Below are 24,956 nucleotides of genomic sequence, written 5' to 3' on the forward strand. Positions count from 1 at the left end.
ATATTCTAAATGTTTAAATAATAGCCACAGATTAAAAGGTTCTCACAGATTAGATCATTTAAATCTGTTTAATCTGTGACAAAAAAACAAACAATAATTCGCGGAAATTTGTGTAATTCGTGGCAAACCTTTTTTTAAATTTGACAAAAAGAAATTTTCTAAATGAGCATAAATTTAAAAAGCCTTATTTCGGTTTTTAACGCCGATTGGACAGGTTCAGATACTGATATTTTTGTTGATCATATTTCGATCGACAGCCGTTCTCTGCAAAATGGTGCAAAAACATTGTTTTTTGCTCTTTCTGGAGTCAATAATGATGCTCATCTTTATATTTCTGAACTTATTGAAAAAGGAGTTCAGAATTTTGTTGTGCAGCATATTCCAGAAAATGTAAAAGGAAAAGCCAATTTTTTAGTAGTTAGAAATACCCTCAAAGCATTTCATGAATTTGCCGCTTATTATAGAAATTTATTCGATTTTCCCGTAATCGGATTAACGGGCAGCAATGGTAAAACGATTGTCAAGGAATGGCTTAATTTTTTGCTTAGTCCTGATTTTAATATTATTCGAAGCCCTAAAAGTTACAATTCTCAAGTAGGAGTTCCATTGTCTGTTATTGCAATAAACGAAAAGCATAATTTAGGCATTTTTGAAGCCGGAATTTCTACTGTAAAAGAAATGGCCAATTTAGAACAAATCATTAAGCCTAATATTGGAGTTTTAACCAATATAGGATCTGCTCATGATGAAGGTTTTCAAAATACAGAGCAAAAAATCAATGAGAAATTAGTACTGTTTAAAAATACACCAGTAATTGTTTATCAAAAAAATCAATTGGTAGACAAATGTCTAACTGCATTTTCTGCCGAAAATCCTTTAAAAGATCGAAAGCTGTTCTCGTGGAGTTTTACAGATCAAAGTGCTGCTGTTTTTATTCTAAAAAAAGAAACAAAAAACGATACGACAACCATTCAATATCAATACAATAATGAGAGTTTCAATCTCGAAATTCCATTTAGTGATTCCGCTTCTGTCGAAAATGCAATTTCTTGTTTACTAGTAATGCTTTACTTTAAATATGATTTTGCCGTTATTCAAAATCGTGTGCAAATGTTGTATCCGGTTCAAATGCGTTTAGAAGTAAAAAACGGAATTAATAATTGCAGTATTATTGATGATAGTTACAGCTCAGACTTTCAGTCGCTTAAAATTGCTTTAGATTTTTTAGAAAGTCAGAAAAAAAAGAACGCCTCTAAAACCGTTATTTTGTCGGATATTTTTCAAAGCGGATTTTCAAATGAAGAATTATACTCAAAAGTAGCGCAGCTTATTGCTGATAATAAAATAAACCGTGTTATAGGTATTGGACCTACGATTTCTTCTTTTGCAGCTAAGTTTCCAAACAGCAGAATGTTTTTAAATACAGCATCATTTATCGAGGCTGTAGATGATTTAAATTTTAGTAACGAAACCATTTTAATAAAAGGAGCAAGATCATTTCAATTTGAAGAAATTGTTTCCCTTCTAGAAGAAAAGACACACGAAACGGTTCTCGAAATCAACTTAGATTCGATAAGTCATAACTTAAATTACTATAAATCTAAATTGGCCAATGATGTAAAAATCATGGTCATGGTAAAAGCATTTGGTTATGGAAACGGAGGTTTAGAAATTGCAAAACTGCTAGAACATCATAACACAGATTATTTAGGAGTGGCTTTTGCCGATGAAGGAATTTCACTGAAAAATGGCGGGATAAAATTGCCAATTATGGTTTTAAATCCAGAATCGACTAGTTTTCCTTCGATAATTCAATACCAATTAGAACCTGAAATTTATAGTATAAAAGGACTAAATGCCTTTTTGAAAATAGCTAGAGAAAAGAATCTAAAAGATTATCCTATTCATATAAAATTGGATACAGGAATGCATCGTTTAGGTTTTGAGGATAATACAATCGAAGAACTGATTTCAACTTTACAAGGAAATTCAACAGTGCGCGTTCAAAGTATTCTATCGCATTTAGCAACAAGTGATGATCCAAGCCACTTTGAATTTGTGGAAGAACAAATAAGTTTGTTCGAAAAATTATCTTCAAGATTAATGTCTGAATTAAATATAAGTCCAATTCGCCATATTTTGAATACATCTGGAATTAGTAATTTTCCAAATGCACAATATAATATGGTGCGTTTAGGAATTGGATTATATGGTGTTTCCAATGATCCGGCAGAACAGAAATATTTAGAAAATGTTGGAACATTAAAATCGATTATATCTCAGGTTCGCACCATTCCAAGCGGAGACAGCGTAGGTTACGGCCGTAGATTTATGGCAAAAAAAGAAACGAAAATTGCTACAATACCAATAGGTTACGCTGACGGAATTTCTAGATTATGGGGAAATCAAGTTGGTTTTGTAACCATTAAAAATCAAAAAGCGTATATAGTAGGAAGCGTTTGCATGGATATGTTAATGGTAGATGTAAGTCATATTGAATGTAAAGAAGGAGATTCAGTTATTATTTTCGGCGAAAGCCCTACCGTTGTTGAAATGGCAGAAGCATTAAAAACGATTCCTTATGAAATTATGACGAGCATCTCGCAGCGCGTAAAAAGAGTATTTTTCAGGTAGAATATTTGTTAAAATTATTATATTTGATATTGAGTTTAATTTTAAAAATAGATACTATGGGATTTTTCGCAGATTTTAAGGCTTCTTTATTGAAAGGTGATGTGCTTAGTTTAGCTACTGCGGTAGTTATTGGGGGAGCATTTGGTAAAATTGTCGGCTCTGCTGTAGACGATATTATTATGCCTATAGTTGGTCTACTGACTGGAGGAATCGATTTCACTCAAAAATTTATTACACTTGATGGTAATAGTTATACAAATTTAGCTGCGGCAAAAGCGGCTGGTGCTGCTGTAATTACCTATGGTAATTTAGTTCAGGCAATCATTAATTTTGTAATTATTTCATTCTTTGTATTTGTTGTTTTAAGAGCTGCTGATAAAGTTAAGAAAAAAGAAGAAGTTGCGGCTGCACCAGCAGGACCAACTCAAGAAGAGTTACTTACTCAAATTAGAGATTTGCTTAAAAAATAATTCCGCTGCACTATGTCTAACTAAACCGTTCCTTAATTGGGCGGTTTTTTTATGAAATGTTTGTTTTGTAACATTTTGTTATTTTTTGTGAAGCATATTGTTTTCGTTTTTATTATAACTATTTTTGCAGAGTAAATTTGATTAATTGATATTAAAAATATAAAAATGAGAATAGCGGTTGTAGGTGCTACCGGAATGGTTGGCGAAGTAATGCTTAAAGTTTTAGCAGAAAGAAATTTTCCTGTTACAGAATTAATTCCTGTTGCTTCTGAAAGATCAGTAGGAAAAGAAATTGATTATAAAGGAACAAAATATAAAGTTGTAGGAATGCAGACTGCCGTAGATATGAAAGCAGATATTGCTGTTTTTTCTGCTGGTGGAGATACATCATTAGAGTGGGCTCCAAAATTTGCTGCTGCTGGAACTACGGTAATCGACAACTCATCGGCATGGAGAATGGATCCTACTAAAAAATTAGTAGTTCCAGAAATCAATGCTTCTACATTAACTAAAGAAGATAAAATTATTGCAAATCCAAACTGTTCGACTATTCAAATGGTATTAGCATTGGCGCCTTTGCATAAAAAATACAATATTAAAAGAGTTATCGTTTCTACTTACCAATCAATCACTGGAACTGGTGTCAAAGCAGTAAAACAATTAGAAAACGAATACGCAGGAATTCAAGGTGATATGGCTTACAAATATCCAATTCACAGAAATGCAATCCCACATTGCGATAGTTTTGAAGAAAACGGATACACTAAAGAAGAAATGAAATTAGTTCGCGAAACTCAAAAAATTCTTGGTGACAATACTATTAGAGTTACAGCTACTGCAGTTCGTGTGCCAGTTGTAGGCGGACATAGTGAAGCAGTAAATGTTGAGTTTACAAATGATTTCGACGTAAACGAAGTTCGTGAAATTTTACATAATACAGACGGAGTAACAGTACAAGATAATTTAGATACATTTACTTATCCAATGCCTTTATACGCAGAAGGTAAAAATGATGTATTTGTTGGAAGAATTCGTCGTGACGAAAGCCAGCCAAACACGTTAAATATGTGGATCGTTGCTGATAACTTAAGAAAAGGTGCTGCAACAAACACGATTCAAATTGCTGAATATTTAATTCAAGCAGGTTTGGTTTAATTAGAGATTAAATAAAATTGTTATAAAGAGAAAGCCGTAATTGCAGTAATGTAATTACGGTTTTTTGTATCAATAAATTCAGTTTCGAAGCAAAAAAGATATACTTTTAAACTTTTAATAAATGCAATACAAATGAATTTCGATAACTATAAGATTATTCCAAATTATAAGACCAATAAAACAGATTTGTTTCTAGCTTCTGAAGAAGAAATTTTGGCCTGTGAAAAAACATTAAACATTGCTTTTGATGAAGATTATAAAGAGTATGTATTAGTTTACGGAAGCGGAATTCTCGGCGGAACATACGTGCGAATATTTCTTCCAGAAACGATAATATTAACTTTAGAAGAATGGAGAAACCGTATAACAGAATATTGGTTTTGGGATGAAGGCAAAGAAGTGCTGACAAAAGATCAGGTGCTGAGTTCTGTTAGAATAGGAGATACTTTTGACGGAGACGAAATAATTCTTTATAAAGGCGAATATTTTGTTTTACCACGCTACAGCGAAATGATCTATAAAGCCGGAAATACACTCGAAGAAACAATTACTTGGTTGTGTTCGTCAGGAATTTTGACAGAAGCATTTTCTGAAAGAGAGTTTGAACCCTTTGATCCAAGTGATTTAGAAAACAATTAAAAAAAAATCCAAATTCACAAAGGGCTAACCTTTTGGAATTTGGATTTTTAAAATATTTGGATTTTATTTTTTAGTATTCTGGAGCTAATTCTAACTCTAAACCTTCTAATTCTGTAGTAATTGGAATCTGACAACCTAAACGGCTGTTAGATTTAACATAAAATGCTTCCGAAAGCATGGCTTCTTCTTCATCTCCCATTTCTGGTAATGCAACATCATTTAGAACATAACATTGGCAGGAAGCACACATTGCCATTCCTCCGCAAGTTCCTTCAACAGGAAGTTCATATGCTTTGCATAACTCCATTATGTTCATCGCCATATCAGTTGGAGCTTGTAATTCGTGTATAACTCCTTCTCGATCTTTAATCTTTATTAATACATCCATTTTAATTGTTTGGAATTTTATGTTAGGATTTTATAACGTGAAAAAATCCTCTGTTTAAATTAACTTGTTGGTTTTGTACTAAAAGCATACTCTTTTCGAGAACCTTCCTTAAGGCGCATTTTTACACCTAGAATGTTATCGTTTTTTTCAAGAATGCTAACAATTGCAATCACAGAATAATAATCTTTATCAGATTGAAAGATTAATGTTCCTTCATAAGTTGAGTTTAAAACACCTTGTTTATCGGTTACAGCCGAGATTTTTCTTGGATGTGAAAATGATGCTGAACTGTAAGTTGTTTTACTCGAAAATTTGCCTTTACCATCTACAAAATCATACAAAAAATCAAAATTACCAACTCGTAAACTTCCAGGTTCCTCATTTGGATTGATAGAGAATACAATTTGTCCGGCGTAGTTGAAATCCGACCACTCTTCTGCTTCATTTACCCAAGCTTTGTCTGCAACAACAGTTTTGTTTTGAGCATAATTTGCAGAAACAAAAAACAACAACGCTAATAGAATGTAAAATTTTCTCATAAGTTTAAGATTTAGGGTTATGTCACAAATTTAAGTTAAAAATGTAACAATTACTTAACTAAAACTCTTAAAACTTTACATTGTTTTTTGTTAAATCATTAAAAAACGTGTGTGTTTTTGCTGTTTTGTTGGTGTTTTGCTATTTTAATGGCTTACAATGTTATTATTCTTGTTAATTTTAATTGTTCAAAAAGCACGATTGTTAACACTATGGTTACATTATATTTACTACAGTTTCAATCTGCGGTGCATATTTTTTGATCGTAGTTTCTACACCCGCTTTTAGGGTCATTTGATTTACACTGCAGCTTATGCAGGCACCTTCAAGACGAACTTTAACATGTTTATCATCATCAATAGAGATAAGCGAAATATCTCCGCCATCAGATTTTAAAAATGGCCTGATTTCGTCTAAAGCCAATAAAACATTATTTGTTAATTCTTCTGTTGTCATAATTTTATCAATTAGAAAATGTGTCAATTAGAAAATTAGATAATTTGCAGATCGCATAATGATTATCTAATTATCCAACTATCTCAATTATCTTATTATTAATTTTTCTTTACTGCAGAACAACCTGCCATTGTTGTAATTTTAATTGCTTCAGTAGCAGGAAGACTTTCGTTTCTGTTTACTACCTCTTGTACAACATTTCTAGTTATTTCTTCAAAAATAGTTTCAATTGGCGATGCAGTTTGTAATGCCGCTGGGCGTCCAAAATCTCCTGCTTCACGAATAGATTGTACAATTGGAACTTCGCCTAAGAATGGAACATTTAAATCTTCAGCAAGGTTTTTTGCTCCTTCCTGACCAAAAATATAGTATTTGTTATTAGGTAATTCTTCAGGTGTAAAATAAGCCATGTTTTCAATAATTCCTAAAACAGGTACATTTATGTTATCCTGCATGAACATCGAAACTCCTTTTTTAGCATCTGCAAGAGCAACAGCTTGCGGAGTACTTACTACAACAGCTCCAGTAATTGGTAAAGACTGCATGATTGAAAGGTGAATATCTCCAGTTCCCGGAGGTAAATCTAGAAGCATAAAATCTAATTCTCCCCAATCAGCATCAAAAATCATTTGATTTAAAGCTTTTGCTGCCATTGGGCCTCTCCAAATTACAGCTTGACTTGGTGCAGTAAAAAATCCAATAGAAAGCATTTTGATTTCATAGCTTTCAATTGGTTTCATTTTTGATTTTCCGTCAACTGTTATCGAAATAGGTTTTTCGTTTTCAACATCAAACATAATTGGCATCGAAGGACCGTAAACATCAGCATCTAAAACACCAACTTTAAAACCCATTTTTGCAAGAGTAACAGCAAGATTTGCAGTTACAGTCGATTTTCCAACGCCTCCTTTTCCAGAAGCAACGGCAATAATATTTTTAATTCCTGGAATAGCACGACCTTTAATTTCGACTTTCTCAGGAGTTTCTACTTTAATATTTACTTTAATTTTTGCATCAGCAGATATCAATTCGTGAATTGTTTTTTTAATATCGTCTTCAGCTCTTTTCTTGATATGCATTGCAGGCGTGTGCAATACTAAATCTACAACAACTTCATCGCCAAAAGTTAGTACGTTTGAAACGGCACCGCTTTCAACCATATTTTTTCCTTCTCCAGCTATAGTGATTGTTTCTAAAGCTTTAAGAATTTCTTTTCTATCTAATTTCATTTTAATGTGCTATTTTGTATGGAAAGAAATCGATTTCAAATTTCTATATTTATGTAAACTGATTTCAGACTGCAAAGATAACAGATTATGTTCGGATTCAAACCCTTTTAAATTGTATTTATTGATATTGAGATTGGTCAAAATGATCAAAAATATATTTTCTAAGGCATTAAAATTCTAGAATGCTATTTATAAACTCTATTTTTTAAAGATAATGACGTCTGTAAATTCGTATAAAAATTCCTGTGTTTAATCGCCGAATTGTCAATAATCTTAATTAAATTTGGGTACCCAAAATCGCAGGCTTCCAAATTTAACAAAAATGCAGGAAAATTTACTTTCGAGTATTTCTGAGTTTTTGATGTTTTTTAAAATAGATTTTATAAAAATTTAAAATTTAAACAGATGCGAAACTTTACCCTCTTTTCCGCAATTATAACTATTAGTTTTTTTGTGTTTTCCATAGATTCTGTAAATGCTAAGACGAATGTGGGAAATGAAAAATCACCATTTGAAAATGTTTTTAAAATTAGTAAAGACAATAATTCAGGAACAATAAACGCTGAATCTATAAGTGGTTTTTTTAAGAAATATCCTAAACTGAAAAAGTATCAAAAAGATGTTGAAGATCTCTATAAAAAAAGAGACTACAAGATGATCTGGCATGATGATAAAAGCGTGAGCGAATTTGGAGCTTTATTATACAATAAAGTAAAGCTTTTAAGTGAACAAGGTGTAAAAGCGACTATGCCGTATATGCCATTAATCGATGACGTTTTTAATGAAAATGTTACCGAAGATCTTTCGCCTACAGATACAGAACTTTTATTATCTAATATGTATGTTTTTTATGCCAGTAATGTGTACTCTGGCGTTGATCCGCAGACTTTAAAAAAAATAGGCTGGTATCTGCCTGCAAAATCCATTTCTTACAATAGAATCTTAGATTCTTTAATGGGAGATCCAGATAGATTAAATAAAGATGAAAATCTTTTGTTTAGTCAGTATTACAAACTTCAAAGCGTTTTGAAAAGATATCGCAACATTGAAAAAAATGATCTTTGGAAAAAAATTGATATTGATGCGGCGACTTACAAAGATTTAAAACCATTTGACAGCGGTACAGTTGTTAAACAAATTAGAGAACGTTTGTTTGTAGTTGGCGATTTAGCCCGAGATTCAAAAAGCAGTTTGTATGATGAAGAAATGATGGCGGGTGTTTTAAAGTATAAAAAGAGATACGGTCTAAAATTGAATTATGCTTTTACAAAAGACCATATCGATCAAATGAATGAACCAATTGCGAACCGAATCAGAACGATTATGCTGAACATGGAAAGATGCAGATGGATTCCAACTGATTTAGCAAAAGCAAGTGAATATGTAATGGTAAATATTCCGTCGTTTAGATTGATTTATGTAAAAAACGGAAAATATGATTTAGTTTCAGATGTTTTTGTGGGAACGCGAATGACCGAAACGGTAATTTTTAGCGGTAATATTGATAGAATCGTCTTTAGTCCTTATTGGTATGTGCCAGCAAGCATCATAAAAAATGAGCTGAAACTAAAAATGGCGGAAGATAAAAATTATCTCGCTGATCATAATATGGAATGGAATGGCGGTAATGTGAGACAAAAACCGGGTCCTAAAAACTCGCTGGGCTTGGTTAAGTTCATGTTTCCAAATCCAAATGATATTTACCTTCATGATACACCGGCAAAAAGCTTGTTTGAGTTTGAAAAACGTATTTTCAGCCACGGATGTATAAATGTAAAAGAAGCTAAAGAACTTGCTCTACATATGTTAAAAGATGATCCTGACTGGCCTGTTGATAAAATTAATAGTGCAATGAGCGGCGAAAAAGAAACACCTTGTATGCTGAAAAAGAAAATTCCAATTTATATAGGTTATTTTACCGCGTGGGTAACGGATGATGGCGAAATTGGTTTTTATCCAGATGTGTACGATAGAGATAAGAGTTTGGATAAGTTATTATATTCTAACGATGCCGTTTTACAGTAAAAAAATGTATTCCCAAATACTATAAAAAAAACACCCTTCAGATCTAGATCTGAAGGGTGTTTTTAAAAAAAATGGTCTACAAGATTATTCGTATTTTAAATATTTCAAAACATCTATTTTGGTTACCTGATAGGCTTTTGCCAAAACAATTGTTAATGTCAGCGTAAGCAATGAAACAAGTGCAATGCTAAACGGAATTGGAGAGATATTGATTCTAAAAGCAAAATCTTCAAGCCATTTTTGCAGTAAAATGTAAGCTGGAATAATCCCGATTACAAATCCCATTAAACAATAAATAAAATATTGTTTTGACAGCTCTTTCAATAAAACATCAGTTTCCGCACCAAGCGTTTTTCTAATCGCAATTTCTTTCAATCTTCTCTCCATCGAAAATGATGCCAAAGCAAACAATCCGAAGATGGCAATTATAATTACAACAAGATTTAGGATAAAAAATAGATCTTTTTGTTTTACTTGTTCTTCATACGTTTTAGCAAATCCTTTGTTTACAAATTCATAATCAAACGGATAGTCAGGATTTATATTTGCCTCCCAATAAGTTTTTAATTTATCCAATGTTTCGCTTAAATTAGTTGGAGAAACTTTTACATAGACATTTTGAAAGTTATTCCACTTTAAAGTTTTTGTGTTTATAAAAATCATTGGAGGTACCTTGTTTTGTAATCCTGTAATATGAAAATCTTTTACAACACCAACGATCTTGAACTTTAGAGTTCCTTGTCCATTCGACCAGCCTGAGGTGATAACAGTATTTATAGGATTCTTAAGTCCTAAGTCTTTTACCAAGGTTTCATTAACAAGCCAGTTGCTGATTGTGTCTGAAGCAAATTTTGGAGATAAATTTCGCCCTTGAACAATTTTAATTTTCATCATTTCTAAAAAACCAAAATCCATTTCAACATTTCGAGGCTGTACAAAAATACCATTGTGCGTAAAACCAGAACTCGAATTAGTACTGTTTCCAAAAGTACCTGCAAAAGTAGAAACTTCTTGAACTCCTGATATTTTAAGTATTTCTTGCTTTGTAGTGGCATATTTCTGGCCTTTTGTTTCATAATTTTGATAATTGAAAGGAATTCGAAGTATCTGATCGCCTTTAAAACCAAGGTCTTTATTCATCATAAAATCAACTTGAGAATTTACAATTAAAGCCCCAATAATAAAAAACGTTGCAATGCCAAATTGAAAAATAAGCATCGAATTTCGAATCCAGATTCCATTTTTACTTCTTGAAAAATTACCTTTCAGCACTTTTAAAGTTTCAAAATTTGAGATATAAACAGCAGGAAAAATACCAGCAAGAATGAGTACTAATCCAAAAATAAAAAGAAGCTGCAAGTAAAATTCACCGCCATTCATAGTCAAATTTTTTCTTAAAAAAGAGTTGTAATACGGAAGAGATAGTTCTACAATTGCCAAGGCAAATAAAATAGAAAGCGTTACAATTATTGCTGTTTCAAATATAAACTGTGCAATAATCTGTTTTTTTGAAGCTCCCACAATTTTGCGAACACCAACTTCTTTAGCACGTTTTATGGCAGATGCTGTTGCTAGATTTATATAATTTACCAATGATAAAACCAATATTAAAATCGACAAACCAGCCATAATATAAATAAGCTGTAAGTTTCCTTTTCCTTCAGGAGAAGCAGATCCTGACGTTTTGGTACCATGTAAGCGCAAAGTTTTCAGCTGATCAAGAATATTCTTTATCTCGCCATTTTCTTTAACAAATTGCTCAGGAGTTTGACCTACTTTTTTTGCCTCTTTTAAAATTATATTTACATAATTTACATTACGCATTTTCTTTAAAACGACATTAATATCAACGTTCTTTTTGGTCTTAATCATTAAACCATAGCTGAAATTTCCCCAGCTGTTAAGGTCATATTCACGAACAATACCGCTAAAAACATAGTTTGGTTCAATAGAAGATGGAGTTACAATGCGATAAACAGATTTTACGATATAGGCTTGGTCATTGTATGTAATAGGTTTTCCGATAGGATCTTCGTCTTTAAAAAGAAGTTTAGCTTGTCCTTCAGAAATAGCAACACTATTTTTTCCTTAGAATATTTTTTTTAGCACCTTTTACAATTGGAAAAGGGAAAAAATCGAAAAAATTATTATCAGATACCGTTATTTTTTTATCAATTATTTTTTTATTCTGATATTTTAAAACAGCCTCATCATACCAGTCGTTTAAGAAACAAATTTGTTCAATTTCAGGAATTGTAGCCTTACAGGTTTGCCCAAAAGGAATTGTATTTGTTCCCCAGATATCACCAGTTGATCCTATTTTATTTAGAACTTTATATACATTTTCTTTTTCAGGATTCCATTGATCGTATGCGTGCTCATTATTCCAATATAAAATGGCAAAAATTACGCTGGCAATTCCGATGCTCAATCCTAAAACATTTAAAAACGAAAACAGTTTGTTTTGTTTTAAATGATAAATAAATATTTTAAACCAATTAAAAATCATGGTATCTATTTTATAGTTATGTTAGTTATTTTTTGGTAAAAGGCAGAATCAGCCTTTTAAAGAAGTGTAAAAATTTTGCATACAAATCCCACCAGGACTACGATTGCAGTTATAACAAAGTTTATCATCTTGAATTTATTTAGCGTCCATAAAAACATCAACATTTCTCTGATTTAACTTTTCAGAGAATATAACACCATCTTTCATATGAATTGTTCTTTGCGAAAAAGAAGCATCATAATCAGAGTGGGTAACCATCAAAATTGTAGCACCTTTAGCATGCAAATCAGTTAAAAGTTCCATAACCTCATTACCATTTTTACTGTCCAAATTTCCTGTAGGCTCATCCGCCAAAATAATTTTCGGATCATTTACTAAAGCTCTTGCAACTGCAACCCTTTGCTGCTGTCCGCCCGAAAGCTGCTGCGGAAAATGTTTTAAACGATGTGAGATATTAAGTTTTTCTGCAATTGCTTCAATTTTTTGTTTTCTATCAGCTGCTTTTACGTTGTTGTAAAGCAACGGCAGTTCAATATTATCATAAACAGAAAGTTCATCGATTAAGTTGAAATTTTGAAAAATGAATCCAATATTTTCCTTACGAACTTGTGCTCTTCCTTTTTCTTTTAAACCAATCATTTCCTGATCTAACAACTTATAACTGCCGCCGTCAGCACTGTCTAGAAGTCCGATAATATTTAACAAAGTCGATTTTCCACAGCCCGAAGGTCCCATAATGGTTAAAAAATCTCCTTTTTTAATTACTACATTTATACCGCTTAAAGCAGCAGTTTCAACGTCTTCGGTTCTAAATACTTTGGTTAAATTTTGTATTGTTATCATATCCTTTTGGTGTTAAATGTTTTTAAAAATGTTTTTTTGATTGATGATTGAAACTTCTATAATTATTTTAATTGTAAGTGATTAATAGCAAAAATGACAAGATTGAATTTACTTTGATTGAATCGACAATTCCTCAATATCCTTGTAATCTGTATACGATGAGGTAATCACAGATTCTCCTTCGTTTAGTCCGCTCAAGACTTCATAATAAGAAGGATTTTCTCTGCCTAGTTTTATATTTCTTCTTTCCGCTTTATTTCCTTTTACGACAAAGATCCATTTGCCAGCAGTCTCTTGATTAAAAGCTCCTTTAGGAATTACCATTGTTTTGTTTTTTTCAGACAAAATTAGTTTTACACCAAAGCTTAAACCATCTTGCAAGGCAATATTTTCTTTAGATGTAAAAGCCAATTCAGCACTAAAATGTCCGCTTTTTACTTCTGGAATTACTTTAGTTACCAGAACTTCAAGAGTTTTTCCTTTAAATTCGACCTGACCTTTTAAGCCTTCTCTAATTTTTTCAAGATAAAACTCGTCAATTTCAGCCGTCAGTTTATACCCTTTTTTCGAGTCAATTTTTCCAATGCTTGCTCCAGCCTGAAATGTTTTTCCTAAAACAGGTTCAAACGAAGTCAATCGACCAGTTTCTGGAGCAGTAATCAAGAAATTCTTTTTGTTGTTTCTTAAAATATCCAAACTTTTTTCCATCGTTTGAATCGAGCGGTTAATTTGAGAAATCTGCAATTGATTAGATTGCTTTTCTTTTTGAATACTCTGCTGAATTGTTTTTTTTCTTTCTTGTTGAAAACGTAAACTTTCTTTAAAAGTATTCCAGTCATTCTTAGAAATTACTTCCTTTTCAAACAACTTAGAATTCATGTCATACAGTCTTTTTGCATCATTGTAATCATGTTCGATCAAAACTAAATCTTTAGTCAAATTCAATTCCTGATTTCTAATGTTCAATTTTCCCGTATTCAAATTATTAATCTGCTCAATAATTGCAGTTTCCTGCGTTAAGTAATTAAGTTCAGTATTTGGGTTGTATAAACGAGCCAGCGATTGTCCTTTTGTAACCATTGCGCCATTCTCGACAAAAATCTCTTTTACAGATCCTCCTTCAGTAACATTTACAAGCATTACATTTAAAGGTTCAACCTTTGCCTGAAAAACAACAAAATCTTCAAAAAAAGCTTTTTCCACTTTTTGAATCGAAAGTTCTTCTGCTTTTACATTTAAACTTCTTTTTGAATTGAAAGAAAAAAAGACAATTGTGCCCAAAGCTAAAAAAACTGCAATTGCTATTGTCAGATGTCTAAATTTTCTATTTTTACGAGGAATTACCGTGTCCATTTTTTAAATAATTTACTGATAATCAATAGGTAAATACTGTGCCATAAAATTTATTATTTGTAAAGCATTGATTTTAAAGAAGCTTAAAAAAGTCATCCCAAAAGCGAGTGTTCGATAATGAACAGTTGACCGTTCAAAATCGGACAAAAAAATACAGCATGAGAAAAAAGCAAGCCCAAATATTAATTGTTGACGATCAGGAGGAAATTCTTTTTTCGGCCAAAATGATTCTGAAAAAACATTTTGAAACGATTTTTACAACAAATAGTCCAAAGAAAATCTTTTCGATTTTAAGCGAAAATGAAATTAATGTTGTTTTGCTCGACATGAATTATAGAATTGGTTTTGAAGACGGCCGTGAAGGAATTCATTGGCTTAAAGAAATCAAAACATTTTCGCCGCAAACAGTTGTAATTTTAATGACTGCTTTTGGTAAAATTGATACAGCAGTTGAAGGCATTAAAATTGGTGCTTTTGATTATGTTTTAAAACCCTGGCATAACGAAAAACTGCTTGAAATTATTGATAAAGCGGTTTCGGAGAGCAGAAAAAACAGCAAAAAAACAATCGTAGAAAAAACCGAAAAACGTTATTTTATTGGGACTTCTCAAAAAATAAAACAAGCGTATTCTATTGCCGAAAAAGTAGCCAGAACAGATGTTAATGTCTTGATTTTGGGCGAAAACGGAACAGGAAAATATGTTTTTGCCGAGTATATTCATCAAAATTCAGAACGTAAAAAAGAAGCCTTTGTTCATGTTGATTTAGGTTCTTTGAGTGATAATTTGTTCGAAAGTGAACTTTTCGGATACGCAAAAGGAGCTTTTACAGATGCAAAAACAGACACTGCCGGCAGATTTGAAATGGCACAAAATGGTACTATTTTTTTAGACGAAATAGGAAATATTCCGCTTCATCTGCAATCAAAATTATTACATGTGCTTCAGACCAAAACCGTTACTCGTTTAGGCGAAAGTAAAGCAAGACCTTTAAATGTAAGAATTATTTCGGCTACAAATAATGATATTAAAGCAGAAGTAAAAAATAAAACCTTTAGAGAAGATTTACTGTATCGCATTAATACTATGGAAATAAATCTGCCCTCTCTTCGCGAACGCAAAGAAGATATTGTTCCGATGGCACATTTCGTTTTAGATCAGATTGCGGCAAAATACAATCAAGAAAACTGGCATTTTGAAGAAAATGCTGCTCTGTATTTAGAGAAATATCCGTGGAAAGGAAATGTTCGTGAAATGGAAAATAAAATTGAGCGCGCTTTAATTTTAGCTGATAACAATACCATTTCTGTACATGATCTGGATATTTTAGATTTTGAAGAAACTCCAGAAAATGATGAAAATCCATTGTCTGAAATGGAGAAAACGGCTATCGAAAAAGCCCTTTTTAAACATCACGGAAATATCAGTAAAACAGCCGAAGAACTTGGATTATCAAGAGCGGCATTGTATAGAAGAATTGAAAAATATGATTTAAAGAATTAAGAATTAAGAGTAAAGAGTGAAGAGCGAAAATTGAGATTTTTTATTTTGTAAATCTGTGTGAAACTAAAATTTAAAGCTAAAATCATTTTAATCCTTTAATCTGTGGCAGGAAAAAACAATAAATCAATGAAGAACTGGAAATTTCATAATGCTTTTTTTATACGAGTTTTGTTCGTAATGATACTCTTTTTCTTTTGTTTTTTTCTAATCTATAAAATGTTTTATTTCAATGCGATTTTAGTAGGTTCTTTCGCTTTGACAATGCTTGCCGAAATGTATTTTTATGTAAAAAGTAAATTGCAGTTTTATGACAGAACACTGCTTTCGATTTTGCAGGATGATTTTTCTACGAACTTTCCTGAAGAGAATAAAAAAGACAATTTTAAAAGTTTGTATGCTTTGTATGAAGCTCTAAAATCAAGGCATCAGGAACAAACTTCAAAAGAACTTATTTATCAGTCCTTATTAAATAACATTGATACTGCGGCTGTAATTCTCGAAAAAGAAGATGAAGATTGGAAGATTTTTTTAATGAACGACTGTTTTTCTCGTTTATTTAAAGTTCCAAAAGTCAGTCATTGGAAATATCTTAAAAATTATCTGCCATCGCTTTGTTATGAAATTGAGAAAAAGGAATTCAGCGAATTAAAATCGGCAGTTTCTATTAAAATTGAAGATCAAGATTTACAGACTTTTATACTGCAGACTTCGAGAACTCAAACCTATAAAAAAGAATATTTTATTATTTTATTAGATAGCATTCAGCGTGTTATAGAGAAAAAAGAAAAAGAAGCGTGGATTAATTTAATGAAAATTATTTCGCATGAATTAATGAATTCTTTGACACCTATTCGTGCACTTTCGCAAAATTTACTTCAAATTGTAGATCAGGAAAAACTGGAAGAAGATGATTTTGAAGATATAAAAAGCAGCATTTCGACCATTATAAACAGAAGTGATCATTTGCAGGATTTTGTCGAAAGTTACCGCAAGCTAGCCATGCTGCCAACTCCGGTGAAAGAAATGACGCAGATTAATGCTCTTTTCGACGATTGTCTGCGGGTAATGAATCCTATTTTGAAAAGCGAAAACATTAAGCTGATAAATGAAATTAATAGTTCGCGTTCTATTTTGATTGATAAAAATCAGATGGAACAGGTAATCATAAATTTGATAACGAATAGTATTTATGCCCTGAAAGGAAAAAGAGAAAAGCAATTGTTTTTGTCGAGTTACACTGAAAATAATCGCTTTTTTATCATAATTTCAGATAACGGTAAGGGAATTGATCCAGAAATTCAAGACAAAATATTTCTTCCTTTTTTCACTACCAGAAAAGACGGTGCAGGAATTGGGTTAACACTTTCAAAAAATATTATTGAAGCTCACGGAGGATATTTAAGCTATCAGACAGACGAAGATAAAACAAGCTTTGTGATTTGTTTGATTTGAGAAGAATGAACCATATAAGTGATATAAGTTCATATTAAGCATCGCGTATAAATCTCTCGCAAAGTCGCTAAGCTGCGGAGGTTTAGAAGCAAAGTTATATGCGCATTTTTGTCATCCCGAGGAACGAGGGATCTTCGTTAGCGGCTCGACAAAGATTGAAAACCTTGCTTGCGGAGTTTCTTGCAGAGATCCCTCGTTCCTCGGGATGACAAGATTGTGGTTATAGTTGGTATGAAATGAGAAATTAAAATTCCATTTCAGGAGTCCAAAAATGTTTTTCGAAATCTACAATTTGATTGTTTACTACTTTTATTCCTTCGTTTTCTAAAAGCTGCTGCATTAAATTTGTTCCGTCAAAATGATGTTTTCCTGTCAAAAGTCCCTTTTGGTTAACGACTCTGTGTGCAGGAACATCATCCATATTATGGCAGGCGTTCATGGCCCAGCCAACCATTCGAGCAGAGCGAGCAGTTCCTAAAGCTTTTGCAATTGCACCATAAGAAGTTACTTTTCCAAACGGAATTTGTCTGGCGATTACATAAACTCTTTCGAAAAAATTTTCCTCAGCCATAAATTAAGTTTTTTTTGCTACTGATTAAAAGGAGTAAATAGATTTATCTGTCTGATCTGCAAAATCTGCGAGAAAAATATTTAACCACAAGGTAAAAAAAATCCTTTTAATCTGTGGCTGTAAAATTATCCGAAATAATAGTTCAAAATATTAAAAAGTGTTGCAATGGCAACTAAACCCGTAATGCTTCCAATAATCGTGTTCATGTTTCGCATTAAGTAATCTGTTTTCTTTTCAATTCTTCCAAAGAATGCAATATAGCTGTACAAAACAGCAAACGAACCTAAAACAGAACCTAAAACAAAAGTAAAAATAGTATTGTTTTCGAAGGCAAAAAGATGGTAAGAAGCCAGCGTTACGCTCACTAAAACATAATAAGGAATAGGGAAGAAGTTTAAGCCAGAAAGAAGCATTCCTAGAAAGAAACGGCTTTTTTTACTGCTTTTTTTAATCTTCGATTTCTTTTTGCTTTGAGGTTCTTTGGCAATAAATAGAAAATAAATGGTTAAGATTGAAAAAATAACAAAACCAACTTCACGCAGCAAGGTTACAACATCTGGGCGATTGTCGATAACACGCGCAAATAAAACAGCAACGTAAACCTGAAAAAAAATAACTAAAACAGCACCAGTTACAAACCATAAGGCGTTCTTTTTCCCTTCTTTCAAGTTTATTTTAGCTGCCGTCATATTGATTAAACCCGGCGGAATAATCCCAATTGCAGCGGCAATAAAACCTGAAAGTAATGGAGTGAATAATGCCATTCAGTTGTTTTAGTAGGTTAAAAAAGAGGTTTTAAAATTAAATTAGTCTTTAATTTTGAAACGAATATACGTAATTGCCTTGTTAATTTCTAAATATTGTTTTTCATAAAAAGTCTGAAAAGCAGTAACTTCTTCAGGGCTTCCCTCATTTTTGTACACATTGTGATTTGCATACAAAACTTCGTGTCCTTCACCATGAAGTAATCCAAGTGTATAACCGTGCATAAATTCACTGTCGGTTTTAAGATTCACGACACCGTCTTTTTTAAGGATTTTTTTGTAAAGTTTCAAGAACTCAGAATTCGTCATTCTGTGTTTTGTTCTTTTGTATTTGATTTGCGGATCTGGAAAAGTAATCCAGATTTCATCAACTTCGTTTTCTGCAAAAATATGATTGATTAATTCGATTTGAGTTCGAATAAATGCTACATTATGAAGACCAGTTTCGACAGCAGTTTTTGCACCACGCCAAAAACGAGCACCTTTAATGTCGATACCAATAAAATTTTTGTTAGGATATTTTTCAGCTAATCCAACAGAGTATTCACCTTTCCCGCATCCCAATTCTAAAACTAAAGGATTATCATTTTTAAAGAAATCAGAATTCCATTTTCCTCTTAAAGGCATTAAGTTGCCTACAACTTCTTCTCTAGTTGGTTGAAAAACGTTTTGAAATGTTTCGTTTTCTCTGAATCTTTTTAGTTTATTTTTACTTCCCACTTTACAAAAATTTTCCGCAAAATTAAGGAATATAAACGAATGAAAATAGCGGAATTAGGTTTAAAAGTTTTCCGCCACGAATTCACGAATTATTTTAAAAAGAAAATTCGTGAATTCGTGGCGAAAAAAAAAATATTTTTACCCGTAATGAGGTTCAGTAATTGAATGTGCTTTCGGATCAAGAGATTCATCATGCTGCGATAAATCCAATCCCATATGTTCTGATTCCTCGGAAACTCTTAATGGAATAATAAAATTGGTTACTTTAAACAAGAAATAAGCTCCAAAGAAAGTAAATATAGAAACCAAAACAAGTGCCATCATGTGGTGTGCAAATACATTCCAGCCTCCGTGCAGCAAACTTGCATCCTTACCGTGCGCAAAAATTGCAGTTAGAATCATTCCCATAATTCCGCCGACACCGTGACAGGCAAAAACGTCAAGCGTATCATCGAATTTTTTCGAAAAACGGCAATTTACAGCAGAGTTTGAAACTAAAGCAGTCACAAAACCAAAAAACATACTTTCAGGAACCGATACAAATCCTGCGGCAGGCGTTATCGCAACAAGACCTACAACTGCACCAATACAGGCGCCAAGTGCTGAAACTTTTCTTCCGTTCATTCGGTCAAAGAAAATCCAAGTTAACATCGCTGCGGCAGATGAAGTTGTTGTAGTTGCAAAAGCCATAGCAGCAGTTCCGTTTGCAGCAAGTGCAGAACCAGCGTTGAAGCCAAACCATCCAAACCATAACATTCCAGTTCCTAGTAATACAAACGGAATATTAGTTGGTATATGCTGACTGTTTTTTCTTTTTCCTAAAACAATAACACCAGCAAGTGCCGCAAAACCAGAACTCATATGTACAACAGTTCCGCCGGCAAAATCTTTTACGCCAAAATAACTTCCTAAAATACCTGTTGGATACCAAACAGAGTGGCATAAAGGCGCGTAAATGAAAATAGTAAATAAGCTGATGAAAAGTAAATACGAGATAAAACGAACACGCTCTGCAAATGAACCCGTAATAATAGCCGGAGCAATAATGGCAAATTTCATTTGAAACAAGGCAAAAAGCATAAACGGAATTGTGTTGGCTAATTGTTTATGAGGCAAAACGCCCACATAATCCATAAAAGCAAAAGTAGTTGGGTTACCAAAGAAACTGTAAAAATGATCTCCAGAACTAAAACCAACAGGATCTCCAAAAGCTAAACTAAAAGCAACAACAACCCATAAAAGTGTTACAACTCCTAAACAGATAAAACTTTGAAGCATGGTCGAAATGACATTTTTCTTGCCCACCATTCCGCCATAAAAAAAAGACAATCCTGGTGTCATGATTAAAACCAAACAACAAGAGGTAAGCATCCAGGCAACATCGGCAGGTACAATATGTTCTGTTGTGCCAAATTCAGATAAAACATAACTGTTTTCAGTAACAGTTGGCCAAAATGCACCCGTAATGCAAATAATACTTATAATAATAAAGGAAATGATCCAGCGTTTCTCTATTTTCATTTTTCAAATACTTTATTGAACCCTATTTTTTTTGGGGTCAAAGTTAAAAAAAATAAATATTTAGATTTTGAGGGCTGTTAAAATAGTGGTTGTGTTTTAATTTTAGTTGATTTTGTAAAATTTGAGTTCTTTTTTTAAGACTACTTTATTTTGACGTTCTAAATTATGCCCTAAATTGTCAATTGTATTATAATTAATTTGATTTATGAAGCTGTAAAGCGCTATAAAAGTTATGTTTATAAGAATAAAGTCAAAAAATGTTTATTTTTTTGAAGCTTTGCGATCAAAGCATCTTCAATTGGCGCTTTTATTTTAATTACAGCATTAACATCATCGTTTGGAATTGTCATTGACAAAACATAATGTTGAATTTTCCATTCTTTTCCCACTTTAACCAAAACACCAGAACCGCGGCAGATTTTCATTTGCGTATTAAGCAATTCGTCAAACCAAGCTGTTTTTCCAGTTTTATCAAAAAAGATATGGCGTTCTAAAGCTGTAAAATTCCAAGTTTTTCCTTTGTCAAAATAAGGTTTTGCCCAAACTTTAAAATCCTTTTTAGTCCAGTTTTCAGTCGCATCAGTTCCAATAAAAATAGCATCGTCTGCCATTAAGTTAAAATAGTCTTCAAATTTTACATCGCCGGCAGCTTTGTGCCAAGCATCAATTGTTTGATTGATTTTATCTTTGTCTGAGGTTTGAGCATTTGCAAAAGCAGCAACGAATAAAAGTAATAAGAATGTTTTTTTCATGTGAGATACTATTTTAGTTTAAAGGTATTAATTTTTTAAACTATAAATAAGCAATATAAAAAACTTTGCGCTTTGGCGAGATTAATCTTCAAATAAGCTTCAAGTAAAACTTAAATTATCTTAGATTCCTTTAAGGTTTAGTTTTAAAAAAACGAGTATATTTGAGTGCTTTAAACACATTAGATATGAATCCGAAAATCTTTATAAGTTCATTTGTTATTACTTCTTTACTTCTGGTTTCTTGTAAAAAAGAATTAGAACCTCAGGAGAGCACACCAACTTCTGAATTAGTAAAATTAGGTTTGGCAAAAGACACCTCAAAAACGAAGTCAGTGGTAGAACAGCAACAGCAAATGCCTGCTGCAAACCCAAATACTGTTTTGAGCGAGACAAAAGGATTGAATCCTGCTCACGGAAAGCCAGGACATCGTTGTGATATTGCAGTTGGAGCTCCGTTAAATTCTGCTCCTGCGCAACAGGCACAAACAATGCAGACGGCTCAAACGGTACAAGTAAATCCGAATCAAAAAAATGTAGTTACAACTACAGTTGCTGCACCTGCAAAAGTGGCCAAAGGAATGAATCCTCCTCACGGACAACCAGGGCATAGATGCGACATTGCAGTTGGAGCACCTTTAAATTCGCCAGTTGCAAAAACTACTACTGCTGCGGCTTCAACTCCGCAAAGCGGAACAGCGACACAAAATTTTACGGTAACGCCGCCGCCGGCAGCAAATCCAGTTCCAGCTTTGTTAAGTACAGAAACTACTCAAAAGGTAGCCGAAGGAATGAATCCGGCACACGGACAACCAGGACATCGCTGTGATATTGCAGTGGGAGCACCTTTACCAAAATCATAAAAAAAGCGGAATACAATTGTATTCCGCTTTTTGTTTTAAATCATATGTACTATTCAATTTCAAAAATCGCCTGAATTTCTACAACCGAATTTATAGGCAGTGAAACTGCACCAATTGTAGCTCTGGCATGTTTTCCTTTTTCTCCAAAAACCAAAGCGGTTAAATTTGAAGCCGAATTCATAATTCCAGCATGTTGTGTATATTCAGGAGTAGTATTAAAAAATCCTGTTAACTGCACACATTGTTTTACTTTATTCAAATCGCCTCCGCAAGCTTCTTTTAAAACCGCAATTACATTCAGCATGGTTTGATATGTTGCTTCTTTCGCTTGCTCATCAGTAACATTTGCACCAACTTTACCCGGATTTAAAATTTTTCCCTCTTTTAAGGCAACTTGATTAATGTATACTTTATGATTCGAAATCGTATACGGAACATAATTTCCAACTGGTTTAGGAGCTTCAGGAAGCACAATGTTGTTGTCTTTTAATGTTTTGTTGATATCAGTTTTAATTTCTGCCGAAGTTGTTTTTACAGTTTTGATATTTTCTGTGTTTTTCAATCCAGATGCGGCTCTTGCTAAAGCTTTTCCTTGTTCTTTAGCTAAATTTAATTCGCTTAAAGAAGGTCTTGTTCCAGTTGATCCCGTTAATGCGGTGGCTCCAAAAGGCGTATTTCCTTGTGGTACTGATTTGTCTAAACCAGCTGTTCCCATAATTCCAGTAGGAACAATTATCATTCCGTGAGAAGCCAGAATATTCCAGAAAGATAATATTGCAGCTTCTTTTCCTGCGCCAGATCCTGCAGACATAAATACAGTTGATGGTTTTCCTTCTAAAGCTCTTGAAGTCCAAAGAGGAATACTTTGGCTGAAAAAGTAATTCATATCGGCACTGATATTGGCAAAATGAACAGGGCTTCCAAATGCGATTCCGTCATAATTAGCCAATTCATCAATAACAGCAACTGGCAGTTTTTCTACGTCAGAATTTAGTTTTTCTTTTGGATTTATGGACGGAACTCTTTTTATAATTGCTCTTGTATTTGGATATTCCTGAATTCCTTCGGCAATTGCTTTAGCCATTTTATATGTGCCTCCGTTTTGCGAATAAATTAAAACCAGAATATTTGTTTCGGGGGTTTTTACTTGTGCATTGGCGCCAAAGCCTATAAAAACTGCGATTAATAATGCGAGTAATTGCTTTTTCATGAATGTGTTTTTAATAATTATGGTATAAAATCCCAACTATGCACTTGTTTTCAAGTTTTATTTTTGGGACTGCAAATTTACTTCTTACAATATCGAAAAACGTTATTATTATCTTAATTGTCTTATCTAAGGAGGACTAATCTTAAGTCCCTGAGGGACGAAATAGTTATAGAAAATAAAAGGACACCAAAAAAAGAACCCCAGCGGGGTGATATATTGAGTATTGTCAGTAAAAATAATATGTCGTTCCGCTGGAGCTGGATTTTTATAACGGATATCAAATTAGCTATAAATATATTGCTCCTCTGGAGCTTTAAATTTAGCAGTTGATTTTATTGATTTCTTTTATTCTCATAGCTTTTGAGATTGGTAGAGGAAATAATCTTTTCAAATGCATTCTTTTGCATGCTGTGTGTGTTTAAATGCTTCAATTCAAAAAAATAGCTGATAATTTTCTAACTTCGGGAAAACAAATTTTCTATTTTATGAAAAAAGCAATTGTATATGGCGCGAGCGGACTAGTTGGATCGTACATTCTAGAAAACTTATTGAAGGATGATGCTTATGAACAAGTTGTAATAGTTGTTCGAAAAGATTTAAATATCCAGCATCCCAAATTAAAAACGCTTATAGGTGATTTTAATTCGTTAGCCAATGTAGTGCAAGGCATTGAAATAGATGAAGTTTTTATTTCGCTTGGCACAACGCAAAAGAAAACACCAGATAAAAAAGTGTACTATCAAATAGATCATGATTATCCAGTTTTGGCAGCAAAACTCGCTAAAGAAAATGGTGCAAAATCAGTATTCTTGGTTTCTGCAATTGGTGCAAATGTAAATTCATCTGTTTTTTATGTGAAAACAAAAGGTGAGGCAGAACAAAATATTATTAATTTAAATTTTGAGCATACTTATATTTTTCGTCCTTCGATGATTTTAGGAGATCGAAAAGAAAATCGACCACTGGAAAAAATCTTTAAAGCAGTTTTTAAAGTCATTAATCCGTTATTTATTGGAAAACTAAGCGCTTATAAAGGAATTGAAGCCAGAGATATTGCAAAAGCAATGGTTAAGAGCGCAACGAAGTTTAACGAACCAGTTAATATACTGCATTGGAAAGAAATGAACGCTTTATTAAACATATAGAAACATAGTTTTTATAGTCAAAATTAGGTGTTTCACTTATTTTAAATACACACAAACAACTATGTGAAAGAAACATGTTTCTTTTTGTCTCCTTTTCGAATCATAAAATCTATGTTTCTATGTGTTTAATGTTTTTTACGATCCTAGTGGAGCGAACCAGCAGGTTTATTGAAATAAAAAATGGCATTATCTTGATTTGAGATAATGCCATTTTTGTATGT

At 32.7% G+C, this 24,956-nt stretch carries 21 protein-coding genes and 1 pseudogene; 9 read left to right on the forward strand and 13 right to left on the reverse strand.

Annotation, left to right across the window (positions count from 1 at the left end; translation table 11 throughout):
* Nucleotides 1-162: 162 nt before the first annotated feature.
* The 4 genes from BOW55_RS01010 (at nt 163) to BOW55_RS01025 (ending at nt 4,898) form a co-directional block, all read left to right on the forward strand.
* On the forward strand, nt 163-2,634 hold the full coding sequence (locus BOW55_RS01010; protein WP_129022595.1) for a bifunctional UDP-N-acetylmuramoyl-tripeptide:D-alanyl-D-alanine ligase/alanine racemase: 2,472 nt from the start codon (nt 163-165) through the stop codon (nt 2,632-2,634).
* A 56-nt stretch (nt 2,635-2,690) separates the two neighbouring features.
* Nucleotides 2,691-3,104 carry a large conductance mechanosensitive channel protein MscL gene (mscL, locus tag BOW55_RS01015; RefSeq protein ID WP_089053808.1) on the forward strand — a complete coding sequence of 138 codons (414 nt, stop codon included), beginning with the start codon at nt 2,691-2,693 and terminating at the stop codon, nt 3,102-3,104.
* A gap of 165 nt (nt 3,105-3,269) precedes the next feature.
* Nucleotides 3,270-4,259 carry an aspartate-semialdehyde dehydrogenase gene (locus BOW55_RS01020; protein WP_089053761.1) on the forward strand — a complete coding sequence of 330 codons (990 nt, stop codon included), beginning with the start codon at nt 3,270-3,272 and terminating at the stop codon, nt 4,257-4,259.
* Between the two features lie 132 nt (nt 4,260-4,391).
* Complete coding sequence (locus BOW55_RS01025) at nt 4,392-4,898, forward strand: SMI1/KNR4 family protein (RefSeq protein WP_129022596.1); 507 nt, start codon at nt 4,392-4,394, stop codon at nt 4,896-4,898.
* A 70-nt stretch (nt 4,899-4,968) separates the two neighbouring features.
* Here the strand turns inward: BOW55_RS01025 and BOW55_RS01030 are convergent, their stop codons facing one another.
* The 4 genes from BOW55_RS01030 to BOW55_RS01045 form a co-directional block, all read right to left on the reverse strand.
* Nucleotides 4,969-5,286 (reverse strand): 2Fe-2S iron-sulfur cluster-binding protein, encoded by a 318-nt coding sequence (locus BOW55_RS01030; RefSeq protein ID WP_026982672.1) that lies wholly within the window; start codon nt 5,284-5,286, stop codon nt 4,969-4,971.
* Nucleotides 5,287-5,345: 59 nt separating this feature from the next.
* Nucleotides 5,346-5,825, reverse strand: a complete 480-nt coding sequence (locus BOW55_RS01035) for a hypothetical protein (RefSeq protein WP_129022597.1) — start codon at nt 5,823-5,825, stop codon at nt 5,346-5,348.
* A 214-nt stretch (nt 5,826-6,039) separates the two neighbouring features.
* Nucleotides 6,040-6,279 (reverse strand): NifU family protein, encoded by a 240-nt coding sequence (locus BOW55_RS01040; protein WP_053469915.1) that lies wholly within the window; start codon nt 6,277-6,279, stop codon nt 6,040-6,042.
* A 98-nt stretch (nt 6,280-6,377) separates the two neighbouring features.
* The gene (locus BOW55_RS01045; protein WP_089059495.1) at nt 6,378-7,508 is read right to left on the reverse strand and encodes an Mrp/NBP35 family ATP-binding protein; all 1,131 of its coding nucleotides are present in this window, start codon (nt 7,506-7,508) and stop codon (nt 6,378-6,380) included.
* A 405-nt stretch (nt 7,509-7,913) separates the two neighbouring features.
* Here BOW55_RS01045 and BOW55_RS01050 point away from each other — a divergent pair, with 405 nt between their 5' ends.
* Nucleotides 7,914-9,533, forward strand: coding sequence for a murein L,D-transpeptidase (locus BOW55_RS01050; protein WP_129022598.1), 1,620 nt, complete (start codon nt 7,914-7,916; stop codon nt 9,531-9,533).
* An 84-nt stretch (nt 9,534-9,617) separates the two neighbouring features.
* On the opposite strand, the pseudogene BOW55_RS01055 reads toward BOW55_RS01050, so the two are convergent.
* The 3 genes and pseudogenes from BOW55_RS01055 to BOW55_RS01065 form a co-directional block, all read right to left on the reverse strand.
* Nucleotides 9,618-12,042 (reverse strand): annotated as a pseudogene (locus BOW55_RS01055) (FtsX-like permease family protein).
* A gap of 135 nt (nt 12,043-12,177) precedes the next feature.
* Entirely contained in the window at nt 12,178-12,885 is a 708-nt protein-coding gene (locus tag BOW55_RS01060) for an ABC transporter ATP-binding protein (RefSeq protein ID WP_129022599.1), read from the reverse strand.
* A gap of 108 nt (nt 12,886-12,993) precedes the next feature.
* The gene (locus BOW55_RS01065) at nt 12,994-14,238 is read right to left on the reverse strand and encodes an efflux RND transporter periplasmic adaptor subunit (RefSeq protein WP_129022600.1); all 1,245 of its coding nucleotides are present in this window, start codon (nt 14,236-14,238) and stop codon (nt 12,994-12,996) included.
* A 158-nt stretch (nt 14,239-14,396) separates the two neighbouring features.
* On the opposite strand from BOW55_RS01065, the gene BOW55_RS01070 reads away from it, so the two are divergent.
* Together BOW55_RS01070 and BOW55_RS01075 are read left to right on the forward strand one after the other, a co-directional pair.
* The gene (locus BOW55_RS01070) at nt 14,397-15,740 is read left to right on the forward strand and encodes a sigma-54 dependent transcriptional regulator (protein WP_129022601.1); all 1,344 of its coding nucleotides are present in this window, start codon (nt 14,397-14,399) and stop codon (nt 15,738-15,740) included.
* 126 nt (nt 15,741-15,866) lie between these two features.
* Nucleotides 15,867-17,192, forward strand: a complete 1,326-nt coding sequence (locus tag BOW55_RS01075) for a PAS domain-containing sensor histidine kinase (protein ID WP_129022602.1) — start codon at nt 15,867-15,869, stop codon at nt 17,190-17,192.
* A 244-nt stretch (nt 17,193-17,436) separates the two neighbouring features.
* Here the strand turns inward: BOW55_RS01075 and BOW55_RS01080 are convergent, their stop codons facing one another.
* The 5 genes from BOW55_RS01080 to BOW55_RS01100 all read right to left on the reverse strand — a co-directional run bounded on the left by BOW55_RS01080 (nt 17,437) and on the right by BOW55_RS01100 (nt 21,520).
* Nucleotides 17,437-17,763 carry an MGMT family protein gene (locus BOW55_RS01080; RefSeq protein ID WP_129022603.1) on the reverse strand — a complete coding sequence of 109 codons (327 nt, stop codon included), beginning with the start codon at nt 17,761-17,763 and terminating at the stop codon, nt 17,437-17,439.
* 125 nt (nt 17,764-17,888) lie between these two features.
* Entirely contained in the window at nt 17,889-18,527 is a 639-nt protein-coding gene (locus BOW55_RS01085; RefSeq protein ID WP_129022604.1) for a LysE family transporter, read from the reverse strand.
* Nucleotides 18,528-18,569: 42 nt separating this feature from the next.
* Nucleotides 18,570-19,247 (reverse strand): tRNA (guanosine(46)-N7)-methyltransferase TrmB, encoded by a 678-nt coding sequence (gene trmB / locus BOW55_RS01090; protein ID WP_089053773.1) that lies wholly within the window; start codon nt 19,245-19,247, stop codon nt 18,570-18,572.
* A gap of 138 nt (nt 19,248-19,385) precedes the next feature.
* Nucleotides 19,386-20,768, reverse strand: a complete 1,383-nt coding sequence (locus tag BOW55_RS01095) for an ammonium transporter (RefSeq protein WP_089057305.1) — start codon at nt 20,766-20,768, stop codon at nt 19,386-19,388.
* Between the two features lie 236 nt (nt 20,769-21,004).
* Complete coding sequence (locus tag BOW55_RS01100; protein ID WP_129022605.1) at nt 21,005-21,520, reverse strand: nuclear transport factor 2 family protein; 516 nt, start codon at nt 21,518-21,520, stop codon at nt 21,005-21,007.
* A 185-nt stretch (nt 21,521-21,705) separates the two neighbouring features.
* Between BOW55_RS01100 and BOW55_RS01105 the strand changes: the two genes are divergently transcribed.
* Nucleotides 21,706-22,380, forward strand: coding sequence for a hypothetical protein (locus BOW55_RS01105; protein ID WP_129022606.1), 675 nt, complete (start codon nt 21,706-21,708; stop codon nt 22,378-22,380).
* A 49-nt stretch (nt 22,381-22,429) separates the two neighbouring features.
* Here BOW55_RS01105 and wrbA read toward each other — a convergent pair whose 3' ends face one another.
* The gene (gene wrbA, locus BOW55_RS01110) at nt 22,430-23,590 is read right to left on the reverse strand and encodes an NAD(P)H:quinone oxidoreductase (protein WP_129022607.1); all 1,161 of its coding nucleotides are present in this window, start codon (nt 23,588-23,590) and stop codon (nt 22,430-22,432) included.
* 485 nt (nt 23,591-24,075) lie between these two features.
* Between wrbA and BOW55_RS01115 the strand changes: the two genes are divergently transcribed.
* Nucleotides 24,076-24,735 (forward strand): NAD(P)H-binding protein, encoded by a 660-nt coding sequence (locus BOW55_RS01115; RefSeq protein WP_129022608.1) that lies wholly within the window; start codon nt 24,076-24,078, stop codon nt 24,733-24,735.
* The last annotated feature ends 221 nt before the right edge of the window (nt 24,736-24,956 follow it).

Source organism: Flavobacterium sp. YO12, assembly GCF_004119495.1.
Lineage (GTDB): Bacteria > Bacteroidota > Bacteroidia > Flavobacteriales > Flavobacteriaceae > Flavobacterium.